The organism is Cutibacterium sp. 37298, from assembly GCF_023838685.1.
Lineage (GTDB): Bacteria > Actinomycetota > Actinomycetes > Propionibacteriales > Propionibacteriaceae > Cutibacterium > Cutibacterium acnes.
On the sequence record NZ_JAJNRJ010000001.1, the window covers coordinates 607,036 to 622,626 of the forward strand.

Here is a 15,591-nt window from a genome sequence, read left to right on the forward strand (position 1 = left end):
TGAACAACGGAGTTCTTCGATGGTTCTTCTCCAGACCTTCACCCCATCGGCCAACCTGCTGGGGTCGCAATGGCTGTCGGCCCTCTTGGCAGTCCTGCCGGTGCTGGCCATGCTCATTACCCTTGGTGCGCTGCGTTGGAAGGCGCACCTGGCCGGCCTCTTCTCATGGGGTGTCGCCCTCATTGTGGCGATCACCGCTTTCCGTATGCCGATCGGAATGGCGTTTTCCTCAAGCGTCCAAGGTTTCCTCTACGGTCTTTTCCCGATTTCGTGGATCCTGCTGGGCGCTATCTGGATGTATCAGGTGACGGTCATTTCCGGTCGCTTCGACGACCTGCGCCGCACCTTCTTCCTCATTAGCGACGACCCGCGTGTGCTGGGCATCCTCATCGCCTTCTGCTTCGGTGGTCTGCTAGAAGCCCTGGCCGGGTTTGGTGCTCCCGTCGCCATCGCCGCTGCGATGCTCATCGCTATCGGATTCGGCAAGCTCCGTGGTGCCGTCACTGCCTTGGTTGCTAATACCGTCCCGGTGGCGTTCGGAGCCGTCGGCCTGCCGGTTCTCATGGCTGCCAAGACCGGTGGCTTGGACGTCGCGATGGTAGCCCCGGTTACCGCCCGCGTTTGCGCGGTGCGCTGTCTCGTCGTCCCCTTCCTCATGCTGGCGATCATGGACGGCCGTAAGGGTGTTCGCGAATGCTGGCCCTTTGGCCTGTTCGTCGGTGTCGTCTTCGGTGTGACGAAGGTTATCGTCGGCGGTACTCCGGTCTACAACCTCACTGAGATTTTCGCCGCCGTCGTCACTGTCGCCCTCTCCCTGCTCTTCCTTAAAGTTTGGAAACCCAGGGGTGGCCGCGAGGCCGCCGAGCGCATCGGCATCCCGATGGACCCGACCGTCGAGACCGAGTCGGTTGAGGCTCAGGAGGTCGACACTTCTGACCTCACTGGCAGCCGCATCTTTATGGCCCTCGTTCCCTACATCCTCGTCATCGTGGTCTTCGGTATCGCCGCTATCCCTGCTGTCAAGGACAGTTTCAAAGCCGCCGACGTGAAGATGGCCTGGCCTGGCCTATCCGGACTCGTGACCGCCGGTGGCGAGGCCGCCGCCCACCAGGCCTACACCTGGCAGTGGCTGTCCCAGCCGGGCTTCTTGCTCGCCATCGTCGCAATTCTCGTGGGCCTGATCTACCGGGTGACCCTCTCCGACGTCGCCAAGGAGCTGTGGATCAACACCAAGAAGATGAAGTTTTCAATGCTGACCATTGGGTTGGTTGTCGCCTTGGCCTATGTGATGGGTGACTCCGGCCAGACCCTTGCCCTCGGCATGTTCATCGCTGGGGCAGGAGCGGTCTACCCGTTCCTCGCCCCGATCCTCGGTTGGATCGGCACATACGTCACCGGATCCGATACCTCCGCCAACATCCTGTTCTCTGGCCTACAGAGCAGTGTGGGACAACAGGTCGGTGCTGGGTCATATCTTGGTATGGAAAGCATGCGGCATTTGCTGGTTGGTGCGGGCGCATCCGGCGGTGTCGTCGGCAAGATGATCTCCCCGCAGTCGCTGACCATCGCGGCCACCGCGATAGGTCTAGCCGGCGGCGAGTCGGTCATCCTGCGCAAGGTTTTTAAATTCTCAATCATCCTCCTCGTCCTGATGTGCATCATCGTCGGCCTCATGTCGACCCCGGTGCTCGGATGGATGGTCCCCTGAATCTGCTGACGGTTGACACCGCCTGGCATCCGTTCATTATCAATGGAGGTCACCATGACAACCACTACAAGCTCTGGCACCAGGGCTGCCTCGCCCGGCTTGCCGGGGGCGGGCATGACCGTCGGGCTGTTCATTACGTGCATCAACGACGTGATGTTCCCTCAAACGGGCGTGGCCGTTACCACCCTGTTGGAGCGCCTCGGCTGCACAGTTGAGTTCCCACGGGAACAGACCTGTTGCGCCCAGATGACGACTAACACCGGATACTTCGACGAGGGTATTCCGACCGTCCGCCAGTATGTGCGAGCCTTCGGAGACTACGACTATATCGTCGCACCCTCGGGGTCCTGTGTCGCCGCCGTCCGTGATCAGCACCCGATGCTTGCCGCGCATGCCGGAGACTCTGGTCTGGCCAAGGAGGTCGAGCACACCAGTCAGTGCACCTACGATCTACCCGAGTTCCTCATCGACATTCTCGGGGTCACTGACGTCAGCGCATACTTCCCGCATCGGGTGACGTATCACCCGTCCTGCCACGGCAAGCGGCTGCTGAACCTTGGTGATCGTCCCTACGAGCTGCTGCGTCACGTCAAAGGCATGACCCTGGTCGACCTGCCGATGGCCGAGCAGTGCTGCGGGTTCGGCGGCACTTTCTGCATTAAGAACCCCGATATGAGTGCGGCAATGGCCAACGACAAGGCCCGCCACGTCCGCGAGACCGAGGCTGAGTACGTCGTCGCCGGCGACAACTCCTGCCTCATGAATATCGGTGGTGTGCTGTCGCGCCAGAACTCGGGCGTTAAGCCGATTCACATCGCTGAAATCCTCGCCAACACTGAGGAGGAGTGACCCATGAGCACCGAACTGCGTCGCGTCACGTATGGAAACCACGGCGTCGCCCGGTTGACCCCAGCCCCCGACAAGCCCGGCACGTACATGGGCATGCCGAAGTTTTCGAAGGCCGTCAAGGGTGAGTTGAACTTGTCGGTGCAGCGCAAGAACATGCGTAATGCCACCACGACGATTCGCAATAAGCGCGCTATGCGTGTCTCCGAGTCCCCGGATTGGCAGGATCTGCGCGATGCTGCCGAGTCCATCAAGAATCGCGTCGGCCGCCACCTCGACCATTATCTCGTTGAGGCGGAGAAAAACCTGACTGCGAATGGCGTTCACGTCCACTGGGCCCGGGACGGCGAGGAGGCCAATCGCATCGTCGCCCAGATCGCCAAGGATAAGGGGGTTGACGAGGTCGTCAAGATCAAGTCGATCACCAGTCAGGAAACTGACCTCAACGAGTACCTCGAAGAGCAGGGCATCGCGGCGTGGGAGACAGACCTGGCTGAGCTCATTGTGCAGCTAGGTCACGACCGTCCGTCCCACATCGTCGTGCCGGCCATCCACCGTAATCGTGCCGAGGTCCGCGAGATCTTCCTGCACGAGATGAAGAATTATGGCCGTCCGGCTCCCGAGGACATCTCGGAGAACCCGCCGGAGCTGGCCAATGCGGCTCGTCTGCACTTGCGCGAGAAATTCCTGCGTGCCGAAATGGCCGTCTCGGGTGGCAATTTCGTGCTCGCTGATACGGGGTCCCTAGTGATCGTTGAGTCTGAGGGCAATGGCCGTATGTGCCTGACCTTGCCGGACACCCTGGTGTCGATCGTCGGCATCGAGAAGGTGTTGCCGAATTTCGACGACCTTGAGGTTTTCCTCAAGCTGTTGCCGCGTTCGGCCACCGGGGAACGGATGAACCCGTACAACTCGGTGTGGAGCGGTGTGACCGACGGTGACGGGCCGCAGGAACAGCACGTCATTTTCCTTGATAACGGTCGTACCGACGTGCTTGCCGACACCCTTGGTCGCGAAGTGTTGCGGTGCATCCGGTGTGCTTCGTGTATCAATATCTGCCCGGTTTACGAGCGGGCGGGCGGTCACGCTTACGGCTCGGTGTACCCCGGGCCGATTGGTGCGGTGCTCAATCCGCAGCTGCGGGGCGTGGAGCATCCCGTCGATCGTGGTCTGCCATACGCGTGTTCGCTGTGTGGTGCGTGTAATGAGGTGTGTCCGGTGAAGATCCCGTTCACCGACATCCTTCTTAAGCTGCGCAACAAGGTGGTCGAGTCCGAGAAAGCCGACCGTATACCGCAGGACTACGAGGTGGCCGGCGAGATGGGTCTCATGAAGACGGCCTCGTGGGCGTTCAGTGATCATAAACATTTCGAGGCGATCCAGGTTGGCTCGCGTGGCGTGGGACGTGTCCTGCGCGGCAAGAAGATGGGTCCGGTTCCAGTGCCGGTGGCCGAGCGATGGCTTAAATATCGCGACGTTGACGCACCCCCAGCTGACACTTTCCGCACCTGGTGGAAGAAGAACAGACAGGAGCAGCGATGACCACCATCAGCACTGATCCGGTGGCGCGTACCGAGATCCTCGCCCGGATTCGTCGCGCCAGCACTGACATCACCAATTCTGACCCGGTCGCAGATGTGCCGATCGAGTGGGAGTACGGCACTGGCATCGACATGGACGACGTGGTTGGCACCTTTGTTGAAAAGGTCATCGATTACAAGGCGACCGTCGTGCGGGTCAAGGGTACTGACGTTCCCCAGGCCGTCGTTGAGGGACTTAGGTCTACCGGTGCTGAGCACAGCGCCGTCGTTCCGGTCGGTTTGGACAAGTCCTGGGTGGAGGCGATCGAGGGTGCCGGGTTTGACGCCCGCGTCGATGATCCGCAGCTATCGAAGAAGGATCTCAATGACACCGATGCTGTCGTCACCGGCGCTGCGTGTGGTATCGCTGACACGGGCAGCATCGTGTTGACCCACGTGGAGGACCAGGGGCGTAGGGCCATCACCCTTGTCCCGGATCGCCACGTCTGCGTCGTCAAGGCTAGCCAGGTGGTTTCCGACGTCCCGGAGGCCATCCAGATCGTCAAACCGGCGGTGCATGAAGGACAGCCGTTGACCTTCATTTCCGGTGGTTCGGCCACCTCTGACATTGAGTTGTCCCGGGTTGACGGAGTGCATGGGCCTCGTCGGCTTTATGTCATCGTCGTCGATGGGTGTTGAGCGATGGTGTAGTGGCCAGTGACTGGCATCCACTGGACTGAGCAGTGGACCTGCATACGGGAGAATCACCACCCAGCCCATTCTTCGAACCGTGCTCTTTTTGCGCTATGTGTGAGTCACGTTGTGCCCTGTGGCGAGGAAAGAAATGGGTTGGTAGGATCCGCTCCGGGGTTGATCTCATACGGGTGAAACCCAACAGATCAAAGGAAATTATTGTGACTCTTTCGGAGAGAGTTGGCAGGGTAGTGACGGCCACTGCTGCAGGTCTCGTTGTAGCCGCATCCGTGACGGTTCCGGCGTTCGCTGAGGGTACTATCAACAGCCACATATCGAATGGGAGAGTGGGATTTGAGACCCGAAGTTGGTGGGACGACGATTCTGATGGAGTCTCAACTAGTGTTTCACACTATTCCAAGTGCAACGCCAGGTCAGTGAGCTATGAGCTCATACATGAGTATTCGTGGCGCCCTGACGCCAAGTTAGGTACCCAGGCGTTGTCATGCTCAAGGACCGGTTCGCGGTACTGGGGACGTCAAGTCGAGGGTGACTACCATGTGGTCATCCGCGGTATCAGTGGAAGGGCCTCGGTTTCGGTGAACGACTTCCGAATTAAATATTGACAATTAGCGTTGACATGATCATTGACCACGTCTCTTTTTCTTACCGACGGCATCATGAAGTCTTGCACGGTGTGAATATCGAGTTCACGCCGGGCAGGACAGCGTTACTCGGCCCCAACGGGGCCGGCAAGTCCACCCTGTTCTCTCTATCTTCGGGAGTCACAGTGCCTCAGTCAGGGAAAATCAGGCTGGGAACTGCTGAGGCTTCGTCGCGGACCTTGCGCCGTCGGGTGGGTCTCATGGGTCAGACCGTCCGACCTATTGCTGGGCTTACGGTACGTGAGCAAGTTACTTACTGTGGTTGGCTTATGGGGCTGGGTGTCCGCGAGGCTGCTATCAAGGCTGAAAGGGTAATTGCAGATGTCGATCTGATTGATAAGGCTGACGAGCGCTCCTCCAGAATCTCGGGTGGCCAGTTGCGCAGGGTGGGCTTGGCCCAGGTGCTTGTCGGGCAGCCGGAGGTGCTGCTGCTCGACGAGCCCACCGCCGGACTTGACCCCGCCCAGCGGATGCGTTTTCGTGATGTCCTTGAGCGGATTCCCAATGATCGGGCTACCGTCGTCTCTACCCATCAGGTTGATGATCTGGCTGATGGGTACGACAGGGTGGTTGTCCTGTCCTCCGGACGAGTCGTCTTCGATGGGACTCCTCTCGAGTTCCTCGATCTAGCACCGGAAGATGCCCAGCACCGCGCAGAGACGGCCTATCTGGGTCTGGTGGTCGGCGAATGAGGTTCACGACACGATTGCGAACCGCGCCTGGGGTCTGGCTGGCACCCTTCATCGCGCTCGTGTTCATCATGGTTGACCAGAATTCTTCCAGCGAGTCGTACTGGCTTTCCCAGGTGGTTGGGGACACGGCTAAGGTCATGGTCGCCAATGGATTGTGTGCCTTTGCCGGGGTGCTGGAGGGCCGACGGCTTAATGTCGTCGCTCTAACATGCAATCGGGTGAGGACGTGGTGGCGTATCTTATTGGAGCCCGTGGTGGCTTCGGCTACGGTGACTACCGTGCTGACGGTGATGTTCATGATGAAGCATGGATTTGCCTCGCACCCTTTAGGATGGGCCGTCCTCGGTGTGACCCTGTTGTCGGTATGGTCATGGAGTGTCGTCGGGGTTGCGCTGGGGCTGTGGTTGCCCGTGGCCGTGGCGGCGCCGTTGGCCTTGGCGGTACCTGTGGCGTGGATGATTTTCCCGCCTGGGATGTCGATTTACTGGCTACGTCACCTCACCGGCACGTGGATGAGCTGCTGCACCATCACGCAGACACTGAATCCGGTCGTCGTAACGGGAACCTTAGCTGTTCAGCTTGGTCTTCTGGTAGGGGGCGTGATCGTTGCATCGGCGCGGGTGGCACGGCACAGACGTCGGTTGTCTCTTTGCTTGGGAGTCTTGGCTCTCAGTATGGGGTTTGTCGCCGGTGCCGTCCAGGTCGGGCACCTTAATGCTTTTCCGACCATCGCGCGTGAAACTGTTGTGAGGTGCCATGTGGTAGAAGGCACGGGCGTTCAAGTGTGTCTGCTTCCTGAACACGAGTCGGAGCGGTCGATGCTGGATTCAACCGTCAAACGGGTATTTCCGATCTGGAGGCGTGCGGGAATCGCTCTTCCGAGACTATATTCCGAGCAGGTTCTTCCGGGACGGAAGGATGCCGTCGAGCTCAGTGTCTTCTCAGGGATGATGGAGGGTTCGATCGCTACTGCTCGCCTTGCGGCAGCTACTGGACGCCCCTTCTGTTTGATCTCAGACAAAGAGGAGACTCGGCCTGTGGAGATCATTCAATACAGCGGTCGTATTGATGCGTGGCTGCGGCAAGTGGCGCGCGCGGCTGGTCTTGAGGTCACTGAGGAGGGGATAGCGAGTGAGGATTCCGACTGGGCCAGGAAATTGCGTACCAAGAGTGTAACGGCTCAGGCCAGTGCAGTAAGGAAGATGCAGGAGTATCTGCGAGGGTGTCCTCGATGAAGTGCTGGTTGCGCAATCGTCTGGCGTGGCTCCAGTTAGCCGTGGCATGTTTCTTTGCTATGGCGTGCGCCCTTACCGATCCCGGGGAGCTGTCAGTGCCCGCTGTCTTCGGCAGTATCGGTGCCTTCATGGTGTTCAACAACTTGTTCGGCCTGGTGCTCGCGATTGTCTATGCTGTTGGTCTGTCTCGGGCAGATCTGACTGTCGAAGATAGGTCGTCCCGACATACTGGATTTCTTGACGCGGCTCTGGGGGTGGCCATTTCAGTGATCATGCTGCTGGGACTATTGGGCGGGCCAGGAAATGCCAGTGTTGTTCGCGACGTCCCGATATTCTTAGGGATCACGATGGTCGCGGCTCGCTGGATGCCGCGTAGTCTTGCGTCGCTGCCTGCGATCGCATATTTCTTCGTAGGTCTTCTGACAGGTCGCGCCTACGACGGGGAGGCGTGGTGGAATTGGCCAGTGGCCAAGCCGTCGGGGCAGGTGAGTCGAGGATGGATCGTTGCCTCAACGATCCTTGGTGTGTTGGCCTTAGCGATTCCGACTCGGAAAGTGCGGCAACGTTCTGCGGCGGATGACGATTGAGCAGACCGCCGATGGTGACGTGGCGGCACATTGCGGTGCGTAAGAATAATCCGTTCACCCAACGTGCCAGATCCGGTCGCAGCGTGCCATGACGAGGGGGTCGTGGGTGATGACCACTTTCGCGGCCCCACCGGTGGTCGCCCACAGGTCGCTCATGAGAGCCTCGGAGGTCTCGACGTCCAGGTGTTCGGTGGGTTCGTCGAGGATGAGCAGGTCGTGCGCCGTCGCATCAGCGCTGGCCTCGTGGTTGACGAGCACTCGGGCTAGGGCAAGTCGCTGGGCCTCCCCGCCGGACAGCGTCCCACCGTCTTCGGCGATGACCCGTCCCGGCGGCATGGTAAGCCCGGCTTGATCCAAGGCCGTGAGAACCTCGTCCTCGGTGGCGTCCTTGCAACCGATCCGCACGTTCTCGCTGATTGACGTCGCGAAGACGTGGGCATTCTGGGCCAAGTAACGCACCCGCCCGGTCGTCGTCACTGTCCCAGCCAACGGTGGGATGAGCCCCATGATGGTCGCCGCGAGGGTCGTCTTTCCAATTCCTGACCTGCCGACGATGGCCACCGATTCCCCAGCCGCCACGTGCAAGTTGACGTTTGAGAGTACCGGCTGGTCTCCTGGCCAACCAACCGTCAGCCCCTCGATCACCAAGGAGGGTTTTTCCTCGGAAGCGGCCGCGGTGGGGGAGTCGCCCACCCCGACCTGAGGCGCGTCGAGCACCTCGGCTACCCGCTGCAGGGCCGCCTTGGCACGGGTATGAGTCTGGGCGGCCCCCGTGAACGCTCCGAATACCTCGTGGAGGGCCAGTGGGGTCAGTACCAGCACAGCCAGGATTCGCCCACCGATACGCCCGTCGGCAACCGCATTGCCACCGATCCATAGGGCCGAGACGACTGCTAACCCGGCTGCCAGGATCTGACCTGCGGTGCCGAGACCTCGTCCCCATGCCGCTCGTTGCTCGGCGGTGCGCAACCGGGAATCGACCTCTAACACATCGGCTAGGATCGCGTCCTGGGCTCCGTAAGCCACCAGATCTGGGGCGCAATGGGCCAACTCGCGAGTGCGGTCGGCCAGCTGACCACGCAGCGGCACCAAGGAGGAGTCGGCAGCCCGGGACAGGCGTTGGGTGATCGCCGGCATGACGACGGCCGCCAGTAGGGCCGACAGCAGTAGGACCGCAGCCGAAGCCAATGAGAACCGAGCCAGCAGGACCGTCGTGCCAATGATGACGAGGCTTGACGCGCACGCCGGAACGATCACCCGCACGACCATGTCCAACACCGCGTCGACGTCGGCAGTAACCCGCACCAGCAGGTCACCCCGGCGACGTCCCAGCAGGGTGGTACGTGACAGCCGGTCGTAGACCCGCATCCGCAATGCCCCCTGCATCCGCAGAGCCAGGTCGTGGCCTACCAGACGTTCGGCGTAGCGGAAGACACCGCGGGAGATGCCGAAGAATCGCACCCCGACGGCTGCGGCCTCCAGGTAAAGCACCGGTGGCATCTCTGCGGCCCGAGACAGCAACCACGCTGACACACCCATGAGGGCCACCGACGCCCCGGATGCACATGCGCCGAGCAGGGTCGACAGGACGAGTAGCCAGCGACCTCGCGGGACATCCCGCAACAGAGTCTTGAGCAACTGGGTGGTTCGCGCGTTCATGCCAGCACCTCCAGGTCGACGACCACGTCGGCTGCCGCGATGATGTTGCGACGATGGGTCACGACTAACACCGATGCGCCCGAGGCACGTACCGCCTCCAACACGGTCGCCTCGGTGTCGGCGTCAAGACCTGCCGTCGGCTCGTCAAGGACCAGCAGACCGGCCTCGGCTTGCTCCACCCGCACCAGAGCGCGGGCCAAGGCCACACGACGACGTTCCCCGGCGGACAGACCTTCGGCGTCGTCGTCGATACGCTTATCCAACGGGATTGTCGCGGCTCCGCAGCGATCCAGGGCGTCGCGCAACATGGCTCCGGGCGCATCCGAGCACCCCAAACGGATGTTCTCGGCCACCGTACCGGCCATCATCGCTGGCACCTGGGGCACGTAGGCCAGCTGACGTCGCCACGACTGCCATACCGATTCGTCGGCCCCGATGAGCTCGCGATCGCCGACGAGGATAGACCCGGAATCGGGGTCGATGAATCCGAGCAGACACGACAGGGCGGTCGTCTTGCCACCACCGGAGTGCCCGACGAGGGCGACGACACTCCCGGGCTCGATGCGCAGGGACAACCCGTCAGGGGCGGCACGATCCGCCCCTTCATACGTGTGCGTCAACCCGCTGATGACCACCGGGACCTCGCGAGGTGAGGCGATTTCGACGTCGCTCCTGGGTGCCGTCGGCCGCCCGGACTCAATAAGCCCGAAGGACACCTCTGCGGCGGCCATTCCGTCAGCGGCATCGTGGAAGAGCACCCCCACCTGCCGCACCGGCAGGAAAACTTCGGGGGCGAGGATGAGGATGAACAGGGAGGTGCGCAAGTCCATTCCGCCAGCGGCAACCCGGAAACCGACGGTAACGGCCACCAGGGCTACCGAAAGGGTCGCCAGCAGCTCAAGTACGAAAGAGGACAGGAAGCTGATGCGCAGGGTGCGCATCGTTTCGGAGCGGTTGGCCGCCTCGGTGCGGCGCAGCCCCTCGAGTTGAGCGCGGGCTCGTCCGAAGACCTGCAGGGTCGGCAGCCCAGCGACCAGATCAGCGAAGTGGTTGGCCAGTCGGGTGGCTACCTTGAACCGTTTTGCTACGGCCGCCTCGGTCCGCCAGCCAATGAGGGCCATGAAAACGGGGATGAGCGGGATCGTCACGACGACGATGACGACGCTGGTGAGGTCGTTCAGGCCGATCGCGGTGGCTAGCACTACTGGCACGATGACGGCCAGTACAAGCTGGGGAAGGTACTTCGAGTAGTAGCCGTCGAGGGCGTCCAGGCCTGTTGTTACCAGGCTGATGAGGGTTCCCGACGGCATGGTTGCGTCAGTGGGACGCGACAACCTGGCTTGCAGGATGTCGCGCCGCAATTGCGACTTGACTGACGCTGAAGCTCGATGAGCCAGGGATTCTTGCAGCCAGGCGAGGCAAGCTCGGCCACAGAACACCGCCGCAAGCAGCCCGCACCACATCCCCACGCCGTCGAGATGATGGGTGGCGAAGACCGACGAGACACCACGGGACAACAACCAGGCCTGTGCGAGGGTGAGCAAGGCCGTAGCCACGCCCACCACGCACAGACCTGCGAGAAAGGGAAGAGTGGCCCGCGCCCGGCGAACCAGGCGCGGATCCAGCGGAGCTGCCACGGATTAGGCAGCCACCGCGGTGTCCGGGATGGCCTCCCGAGTGAGGCGCTTGCGGAACACCCAGTAACTCCAGACCTGGTAGGCCAGCACAATCGGCACGAAGACACAGGCGCTGATCGTCATGATCTTCAGTGTCCGGCCGGTTGCGGAGGCGATCCACATGTCGAATGCGATACCCGACGGGCGGTACCCGAGGTTGCCGTACATGGCGAACATGCAGGCAGCGATCATGAGGGCGATCCCCAGAGCGGTGCACAGGAAAGCCAGCCCCTCGCGACCCTTGGCGACGACCGTCGAACCTGCGGCCAGCAGCACGACGACGAGCAGGCAGAGGATCCAGGTGAACACCTGACGTCCGTCCCGGGTGACGTACATGATGTTGAACATCAAGGCCCACACCAGAGCGACGACGGTGGCGATCCAGCCCAGCTTGGCCGAGGTGTTGCGAGCGCGGTCGTGCATGTCGCCCATCGTTTTGAGCGCGACGAAGTTGGCCCCGTGAGCGCAGAAGAGCACCACGAACAGAATGCCGCCGATGAGGGCGAACGGGGTGAACAAGCCCCAGAAGGAGGTCGTCACCAACGGCGCAGTGCCGCCGTCTGGGGTCGAGTGCGGGCCGACGGCCAGGCCGCGAACGAAGTTCGCGAAGCCGACGCCGAGCACCAGGGTGGGCAGGAAGGAGCCAATAGTGGCCATCCAGTCGAAAGCGTTGCGCCACGAGGAGGACGGGTTCTTCGAACGATATTCGAAGGCAACGCCACGGACGATGAGACCGAGCAACACCAGTAGTAGTGGCAGGTACAGACCGGAGAACATCGTCGCGTACCAGCCGGGGAAGGCGGCGAAGGTGGCGCCACCGGCGGTCAGCAACCACACCTCGTTGCCGTCCCAGGTCGGTCCGATGGTGTTGACCATGAGACGACGATCCTTGTCGTCACGTCCCAGGAAGGGCAGCAGCATGGCGACGCCGAAGTCGAATCCTTCGAGGAAGAAGAATCCGACCCACAGAACGGTGATGAGGACGAACCAGACGATCGTCAGGGGCGAGTGGGCAGTAGTTTCAAGAACGGGAAGCATGTCGTTACCTCCTCAGTATGCGAAGGACAGCGGAGTGTCCTCGCCCTCGGTAACAGGTTGATCACGGGTGGAGAGCTCAGGCAGCCCCTCCTTGAGGGCCTTCCAGAACAGCCCCACCTCGACGACCGCCAGAATGCCGTAGACGACGGTGTAGGCGATGGTCGAGAAAAGCACGCTGCCGGCTGAAACGTTGGGTGAGACGGCTGCCGTAGTTGGCAGCACACCCGCGACGATCCAAGGCTGGCGTCCCATCTCCGTGAATATCCAGCCGAAGGAGATGGCGAACAGTGGCAGCAGGGGTAGGGCGATCATGAAGAAGGTCAGCCATCCGTGCGGCTTCGGGTTGCGGCCTCCGCGCATTGCGATGAGCATGACGACGCCGATGAGGCCACCGATCATGCCGAGGGTGATCATGATGCGGAAGGTCCAGTAGGACAACGGGACGTTCGGCTCGAGTTTGATGCCGTTGGCGTCGATTTTCTGACGCAGCACATTCTGGTAAGAGGTCTGCAGGGAGGTCTGCGAGCCGTCCTTGCGATGGTAGGTGTACTCGTGGACCTGGTAGCTCTTGAGCTCGTTGATGCCCTTGATCTGCGAGCCCCACTTGCCGTTACCGAGGAAGCCGAGCATGCCGGGTATCTTGAGAGCCCACACCTCCTCCGAGCCGTCCTTGTTGCCAATGGTCAGCACGGAGAAATCCGAGGTGTTCTGGTAGGCAGCCTCGGCAGCAGCCATCTTCATGGGCTGTGCGTCGGTCATGACCTTGCCCTGGTAGTCGCCACTCAGCACAACGCCGACGCAGGCGATAATGAGCACCCATGCGCCGAACTTCGAGGCCCAGCGCCACGTGCGGACGCTCTCGACCTCTTCGGCGTCGGAGATCTGGGAGGTGGCGCGTCCTCTGGCGACCTTAGCCAAGTGCCAGAAGGCGATGGCGGCAATAAGGGCGCCAGCCACCGTGTAGGAAGATGAGATCTGGTGAACGAAAGTCGCCTTGAATACCGGGTTGCTCAGCACGGCCCCGAAATCGGTCAACTCGGCCCGGTGGGTGACTGGGTTGTAGCTGGCTCCGACAGGATTCTGCATCCAGGAGTTCGCCGCGAGGATGAACACTGCGGAGATCATGGTGCCAATGGCTGTCAGGTAGATGCACGCCAGGTGGACTCCCTTGGGGAGTTTCTCCCAGCCGAACACCCACAGGCCAACGAAGGTGGACTCCATGAAGAAGGCTACCAAGGCCTCAAGGGCCAGCGGAGCACCGAAGATGTCGCCAACGAATCGCGAGTACTCCGACCAGTTCATGCCGAACTGGAACTCCTGCACGATTCCGGTGACGACGCCGAGGGCGAAGTTGATGAGAAAGAGCTTGCCGTAGAACTTGGTCAGACGAAGATAACGGTCGTTGCGGGTCTTAAGCCACACTGTCTGCATCACCGCCACGAGCATCGATAGCGCGATCGTGATCGGGACGAAGAAGAAGTGGTAGACCGTCGTGATCCCGAATTGCCATCGGGCGATCAGTTGGGCATCCATGGCGGGTACCTTACTATCCGAGGTCACCGGTTTGGCCGGACTGAGTGGTGTTGCGCAAAAACAGACCAAAAGGTCAGGTGTGCGCCATGTTGCTGGTGACGTTAGCGTTGCATCCGCATGACCGCCGAAACTAGTTAATCGCACGTCGGTTCGCGCCTGTGAGCCCCCGTTGTCGGTTGGTCACGCCTCCAGGTGCCGCTTAAGACTCAGTGGAGATACCCGCCCGGCGTAGTGGAGCCCCACGCCAGTAGCCGATGAGCGCCATGACGATGATGAACGCCAGGGTGCCGAGTGTCAGCGCCTCGAAGGAGGCATACGAGACCCCCTGGGCTTTGGAGAAGTCGTGAGGCATTCCCACAAGGGCCTCGAGGGTGCCTGGGAAGATGCTCACCCATGACCCAAAGGCGACAAATGTCGTCGTCACTACGCACATGAGGATGAAAAACCAGTTCGGGCCGGCCCGGAAGGGCCGTTCGACGTCGGGCTCGCTGAGCCTCAATTTGGCTGCGGCGGGGATGATGAGCAGGTAGCTGAACAGGTAGGTCGTTACTGCCACTCCAAGGACGACGTTAAACAGGTCAGCGCTAGAACCCGTCAACTCCATGGCGGCGAGCATGAAAAGAGTGGAGACGATCCCCGATAACAGGTTGACGTGTACCGGCGTGCCCAGCCGGGGGTGGAACTTTCCGAAGAACCCACCGAAGAAGGAACCATCAGCAGCGGCCATGGCCTGCATTCGGTCGGACATGATCATCCACGCCGCGCCCTGACCGATATTTGCCAAAGTGAACATAACGAGGGCTAGCACCATCATCGGTTCGGCAGCCGGCCCATATACCGAGAAGACGGTATTGACGGCTTTAAGCAGTCCTGAGACTCCGTCGATGTCGGAGGGAGGCAGGACGAGCAAAATCGTCGCCACTGGAAGGAGGTAAAAAATTCCAGCCATAGTGGCCGAACGGAGCACCGAGACCGAGATGTCGTGCTGGGCGTTGCGCATCTCCCCCGACGCGCTCGATCCACCCTCAAAACCAAGGAAGGCAAAGAGCAGCAAAGGCGTCAGGGTGATGAATCCGCGCAGGGTGGGAGAGAAGTTACCAAGACCGAGGGGCTGGACGCCGTGTTGGGCCGCATACACGGCGGCGGTGACTAAGAACAAGCACAGGAAGGAGATTTTGAAAAAGGCGCCGGCGGTAGGAATCCATTTGGCTTTAGCTAGGGACAAGATAGCGGCGAACACCGTCAGCCAGATGAAGGCCAGCTTAAACAGGTAGTCACCAGCCGATCCTGCGGAAAAGTGAACGAGGTGGTTGTGGGCGGCCTCCGCGTTGAGGAAAGCCATCGAGCCGCCCACCCATACCGGCTGGGTGATCCAGGTGAAGATACTGGTGACGGCGGCAGCTGGTCGCCCAAAGGCACGTCGGGTCCATAGGTACACCCCTCCCTCGCCGACGAAGGCCGAGCCGGTCTCGGCGAAGATGAGGGAATAGGGGATGAGGAAGACGATGATGAGGAATACCAGCCAGGTGAAGGTTTCGGGGCCTTCGGCTGAGACCGATCCCAGCATCTCCAGCCCGACCACCGCAGAAACGATGAGGAAGACGATGTCGAATCGGTTGAGGGTACGTTGCAGGACCTTCGTCTGGTCCTTCGCCATGTCAGTGTCGTTGTGGGCAGTCAGCTGGGAGTTTTTGACCTCGGCCATGGGTCTCTTTCGTCGATGAGAACGACCGGCTGGG

At 61.1% G+C, this 15,591-nt stretch carries 12 protein-coding genes; 7 read left to right on the forward strand and 5 right to left on the reverse strand.

What is annotated here, in order from left to right; all coding sequences use genetic code 11:
* Nucleotides 1–19 precede the first annotated feature (19 nt).
* The 7 genes from LRP59_RS02845 (at nucleotide 20) to LRP59_RS02875 (ending at nucleotide 7,946) form a co-directional block, all read left to right on the forward strand.
* Nucleotides 20–1,708: an L-lactate permease gene (locus LRP59_RS02845; RefSeq protein ID WP_002512881.1), complete on the forward strand. Its 1,689-nt coding sequence runs from the start codon at nucleotides 20–22 to the stop codon at nucleotides 1,706–1,708.
* Between the two features lie 42 nt (nucleotides 1,709–1,750).
* Nucleotides 1,751–2,557: a (Fe-S)-binding protein gene (locus tag LRP59_RS02850; protein WP_002521027.1), complete on the forward strand. Its 807-nt coding sequence runs from the start codon at nucleotides 1,751–1,753 to the stop codon at nucleotides 2,555–2,557.
* 3 nt (nucleotides 2,558–2,560) lie between these two features.
* Complete coding sequence (locus LRP59_RS02855) at nucleotides 2,561–4,096, forward strand: LutB/LldF family L-lactate oxidation iron-sulfur protein (RefSeq protein WP_002512883.1); 1,536 nt, start codon at nucleotides 2,561–2,563, stop codon at nucleotides 4,094–4,096.
* Complete coding sequence (locus LRP59_RS02860; RefSeq protein WP_002512884.1) at nucleotides 4,093–4,773, forward strand: lactate utilization protein C; 681 nt, start codon at nucleotides 4,093–4,095, stop codon at nucleotides 4,771–4,773. Before LRP59_RS02855 ends, LRP59_RS02860 begins: the two co-directional genes overlap by 4 nt.
* Before the next feature lie 634 nt (nucleotides 4,774–5,407).
* Nucleotides 5,408–6,124, forward strand: coding sequence for an ATP-binding cassette domain-containing protein (locus tag LRP59_RS02865; protein ID WP_002512886.1), 717 nt, complete (start codon nucleotides 5,408–5,410; stop codon nucleotides 6,122–6,124).
* Nucleotides 6,121–7,359 carry a hypothetical protein gene (locus LRP59_RS02870; protein WP_002512887.1) on the forward strand — a complete coding sequence of 413 codons (1,239 nt, stop codon included), beginning with the start codon at nucleotides 6,121–6,123 and terminating at the stop codon, nucleotides 7,357–7,359. Before LRP59_RS02865 ends, LRP59_RS02870 begins: the two co-directional genes overlap by 4 nt.
* Nucleotides 7,356–7,946 (forward strand): hypothetical protein, encoded by a 591-nt coding sequence (locus tag LRP59_RS02875; RefSeq protein WP_002521032.1) that lies wholly within the window; start codon nucleotides 7,356–7,358, stop codon nucleotides 7,944–7,946. The genes LRP59_RS02870 and LRP59_RS02875 overlap by 4 nt, the downstream gene beginning before the upstream one ends.
* 54 nt (nucleotides 7,947–8,000) lie before the next feature.
* Here LRP59_RS02875 and cydC read toward each other — a convergent pair whose 3' ends face one another.
* The 5 genes from cydC to LRP59_RS02900 form a co-directional block, all read right to left on the reverse strand.
* Entirely contained in the window at nucleotides 8,001–9,605 is a 1,605-nt protein-coding gene (gene cydC, locus LRP59_RS02880) for a thiol reductant ABC exporter subunit CydC (protein ID WP_002531623.1), read from the reverse strand.
* The gene (gene cydD / locus LRP59_RS02885) at nucleotides 9,602–11,170 is read right to left on the reverse strand and encodes a thiol reductant ABC exporter subunit CydD (RefSeq protein WP_002531624.1); all 1,569 of its coding nucleotides are present in this window, start codon (nucleotides 11,168–11,170) and stop codon (nucleotides 9,602–9,604) included. Before cydD ends, cydC begins: the two co-directional genes overlap by 4 nt.
* A gap of 75 nt (nucleotides 11,171–11,245) precedes the next feature.
* Nucleotides 11,246–12,319, reverse strand: coding sequence for a cytochrome d ubiquinol oxidase subunit II (gene cydB, locus LRP59_RS02890; RefSeq protein WP_002512891.1), 1,074 nt, complete (start codon nucleotides 12,317–12,319; stop codon nucleotides 11,246–11,248).
* 12 nt (nucleotides 12,320–12,331) lie between these two features.
* Nucleotides 12,332–13,852: a cytochrome ubiquinol oxidase subunit I gene (locus tag LRP59_RS02895; protein WP_002512892.1), complete on the reverse strand. Its 1,521-nt coding sequence runs from the start codon at nucleotides 13,850–13,852 to the stop codon at nucleotides 12,332–12,334.
* 199 nt (nucleotides 13,853–14,051) lie between these two features.
* Nucleotides 14,052–15,557: an APC family permease gene (locus LRP59_RS02900; protein ID WP_002512893.1), complete on the reverse strand. Its 1,506-nt coding sequence runs from the start codon at nucleotides 15,555–15,557 to the stop codon at nucleotides 14,052–14,054.
* Between the last annotated feature and the right edge of the window lie 34 nt (nucleotides 15,558–15,591).

Bases quoted from the DNA above. Each gene is read 5' to 3' on its own strand.
- LRP59_RS02875 (WP_002521032.1), top strand. From the start codon at position 7,356: ATGAAGTGCTGGTTGCGCAATCGTCTGGCGTGGCTCCAGTTAGCCGTG.
- LRP59_RS02845 (WP_002512881.1), top strand. From the start codon at position 20: ATGGTTCTTCTCCAGACCTTCACCCCATCGGCCAACCTGCTGGGGTCG.
- LRP59_RS02850 (WP_002521027.1), top strand. From the start codon at position 1,751: ATGGAGGTCACCATGACAACCACTACAAGCTCTGGCACCAGGGCTGCC.
- LRP59_RS02870 (WP_002512887.1), top strand. From the start codon at position 6,121: ATGAGGTTCACGACACGATTGCGAACCGCGCCTGGGGTCTGGCTGGCA.
- cydC (WP_002531623.1), bottom strand. From the start codon at position 9,605: ATGAACGCGCGAACCACCCAGTTGCTCAAGACTCTGTTGCGGGATGTC.
- LRP59_RS02855 (WP_002512883.1), top strand. From the start codon at position 2,561: ATGAGCACCGAACTGCGTCGCGTCACGTATGGAAACCACGGCGTCGCC.
- cydB (WP_002512891.1), bottom strand. From the start codon at position 12,319: ATGCTTCCCGTTCTTGAAACTACTGCCCACTCGCCCCTGACGATCGTC.
- LRP59_RS02860 (WP_002512884.1), top strand. From the start codon at position 4,093: ATGACCACCATCAGCACTGATCCGGTGGCGCGTACCGAGATCCTCGCC.
- LRP59_RS02900 (WP_002512893.1), bottom strand. From the start codon at position 15,557: ATGGCCGAGGTCAAAAACTCCCAGCTGACTGCCCACAACGACACTGAC.
- LRP59_RS02865 (WP_002512886.1), top strand. From the start codon at position 5,408: ATGATCATTGACCACGTCTCTTTTTCTTACCGACGGCATCATGAAGTC.
- LRP59_RS02895 (WP_002512892.1), bottom strand. From the start codon at position 13,852: ATGGATGCCCAACTGATCGCCCGATGGCAATTCGGGATCACGACGGTC.